The sequence below is a fragment of the Mycobacterium sp. E2497 genome (genome assembly GCF_001668695.1).
Classification (GTDB): domain Bacteria; phylum Actinomycetota; class Actinomycetes; order Mycobacteriales; family Mycobacteriaceae; genus Mycobacterium.
Genome location: NZ_LZKD01000044.1, coordinates 1 through 2,431, shown reverse-complemented (window position 1 = coordinate 2,431; position 2,431 = coordinate 1). Strand labels below are relative to the sequence as shown.

Annotated in this window: 3 protein-coding genes; 2 read left to right on the top strand and 1 reads right to left on the bottom strand. The window is 70.0% G+C overall.

Features of this window, described 5'->3' with window-relative positions; translation table 11 throughout:
• Together A5713_RS04040 and A5713_RS04035 are read left to right on the top strand one after the other, a co-directional pair.
• On the top strand, positions 1-926 hold a 926-nt coding region (locus tag A5713_RS04040), incomplete at its 5' end, for an adenylate/guanylate cyclase domain-containing protein (protein WP_068092784.1).
• A gap of 120 nt (positions 927-1,046) precedes the next feature.
• Positions 1,047-1,793, top strand: a complete 747-nt coding sequence (locus tag A5713_RS04035) for a methyltransferase domain-containing protein (RefSeq protein WP_067924235.1) — start codon at positions 1,047-1,049, stop codon at positions 1,791-1,793.
• 16 nt (positions 1,794-1,809) lie between these two features.
• On the opposite strand, the gene A5713_RS04030 is transcribed toward A5713_RS04035, so the two are convergent.
• On the bottom strand, positions 1,810-2,268 hold the full coding sequence (locus A5713_RS04030) for an SRPBCC family protein (protein WP_067924236.1): 459 nt from the start codon (positions 2,266-2,268) through the stop codon (positions 1,810-1,812).
• Between the last annotated feature and the right edge of the window lie 163 nt (positions 2,269-2,431).

The following is a 2,431-nucleotide window of genomic DNA, read 5'->3' as shown; positions in this document are numbered from 1 at the left end:
ACCTCGACGACGCCGATCGCTTCACGACGGTCGGGATGGAACCGGACGCCGTCGAGCAGGGGTTCGACATGCTCGGCATCATCGCGCCCTCCGTGGCGAGTGACGCCGCGTTCCGCTCGTGGTGGGACATGGCCGGCAACCGGGCCGCATCGCCGAGCATGGCGCGCGCCTTCATCAACAGGATCCGGGAGGGCGATGTCCGCGACCGGCTCCCCCGCGTCGCCGTGCCGACACTGATCCTGCATCGCGACAACCCCGACTTCAGCCCCGTCGGGCACGCACACTATCTGGCTGAACACATCCCTGGGTCACGCCTGGTCGAACTGCCGGGCCGGGACGCCCTGTACTGGGTCGGCGACACCGCCCCCGTCCTCGATGAGATCGAGGAATTCATCACCGGCGTGCGCGGCGTCTCCGACGCCGAACGCCTGCTCACCACGATCGTGTTCACCGACATCGTCGGCTCCACCGAGCGAGCCGCGCTGCTCGGCGACCACCGGTGGCGAGACCTGCTCGACAACCACGACACCCTCGTGCGCCACGAGCTGCAGCGGTTCGGCGGGCGTGAAGTCAACACGGCCGGCGACGGATTCGTCGCGACCTTCACCAGCCCGAGCGCCGCCATCGCCTGCGCCGACTCCATCACCGACGCGGTGCGTGTGCTCGGTATCGAGGTGCGGGTGGGCATTCACGCGGGCGAGGTGGAGGTGCGCGGCAACGACGTCGCCGGCATGGCGGTGCATATCGGCGCGCGGGTGGCGGCACTGGCCGGACCCGGCGAAGTGCTGGTGTCGTCCACGGTGCGTGACATCGTCACCGGCTCCCGGCACCGTTTCGGCGACCGCGGCGAGGCCGCCCTCAGGGGCGTGCCGGGCCAGTGGAGGCTGTACTCGCTGCAGCGCGAGCACGCGATCGTCCGGCGGTAGCCGCGCTCCGGTCGGCTAGCCTGTTCAATGGCTGCCATCGGGGCTCAGCGGACTTCGGTCTCCTGGGCTTGCCGGCCGGGTTCCGGCGCGCGGCTTGGTTTTTCACGCGAAGGAGTACGCATGACCGATGTGCACGTTTCGCTGCCTCCGGCACTGCGGCGGGCGCTGGAGCTGCTCGCGGATCCGCCGGCGGACCCCGACGTCAGCAAGGGGTACCTCGATCTGCTCGGCGGCGAATCCGCCGGCGGCGGCGACGTCGCAAAGAACACCGGGCCGATCCAGGCGGCCTGGGCGTCACCGATCGGGTCGATGCTCTACGACAACGCCCAGGCCCTGTCGCGCCGATTGATCAGCGCCTGGCAAACCCCTCTCGAGTGGCTGAACATCCCCCCGGGCGGTGTCGCGCTGGACGTCGGGTCGGGCCCGGGCAACGTCACCGCGTCGCTGGCGCGCGCGGCCGGCCCGGACGGGCTGGCCCTGGGCGTCGACATCTCCGAGGCCATGCTCGCGCGCGCCGTCCGCAACGAGGCGGGGCCGCAGGTCGGCTTCATCAAGGCCGACGCCCAACGACTTCCGCTGCGCGACAGCACGGTCGACGCCGTCGTCTCGGCGGCCGTGTTGCAGCTGGTTCCGAACCCGGCGGCGGCCCTGGGCGAGATGGCGCGGGTGCTGCGGCCGGGTGGCAGGCTGGCCGTCATGGTGCCCACCGTCGGCCCGGCCGCCCGGTTCTTCCAGAAGCTGCCCAACGTCGGGGCGCACGTCTTCGACGACGACGAGATCGCCGACATTCTGGAAGATCACGGGTTCGTCAGCGTGCGGGTGAAGAACTTCGGCACCGTGCAGTGGGTGCGCGGTAAGAACGGCTGACTCAGCCGCTCCCTCCCTAGTCGGGCGCTTGGGCGACCATGGCGAGCCGGTCCATGGATTCGCGCAACATCTCCGGCGTCGTCGCGCGGGCACGCTCGAGGCGAGTCGGGTCGGCCAGCGCGGTCCAATCGTAGGTGTGGGTCACCGTGGTGAGTTCGGCGTTCACGGGGCTGAGCTCCCAGCGCCACAGGTGACCTGGCGGCTGCTTCCTTGGTTCGGCTGGACACCAGGCGATCTTGCTGCCTTCGACGAATTCCACGACGTGGTTCTCCCGTACCGCCCCATTCGTCAGTGTCGTCTTGAACACGTCGCCGACCGCGCGGACCCGCTGACCTGGAGCGGCCGACGCGAGATTGTTGTTCCCGTCCCAGCTCGGCTGGCGGGCGGGATCGGCGATCAGATCGAAGATCCGCGCGGCGCTGGCCGCGATGACGCGAGTGGCGCTCACGACGCCTTCGATTTCCATGTCAGGCATGTCGCTATCCAAACACGCCGACCGCCGGCCCCGCCTCGCCCCCGAGGTGACCTTAGGCCGAAGCATTGGGGACCTTCGGCCGTCGAAGGCGGGGCCGGCGCGGTGCGAACGTAGGGGTGCCGGGGCAACCCGGTGGTCTGCCCGAAGTGCAGCAAGCCCATTT

Excerpts from the sequence above, each read along its gene's own strand:
- A5713_RS04035 (WP_067924235.1), top strand. The coding sequence starts at position 1,047 with ATGACCGATGTGCACGTTTCGCTGCCTCCGGCACTGCGGCGGGCGCTG.
- A5713_RS04030 (WP_067924236.1), bottom strand. The coding sequence starts at position 2,268 with ATGCCTGACATGGAAATCGAAGGCGTCGTGAGCGCCACTCGCGTCATC.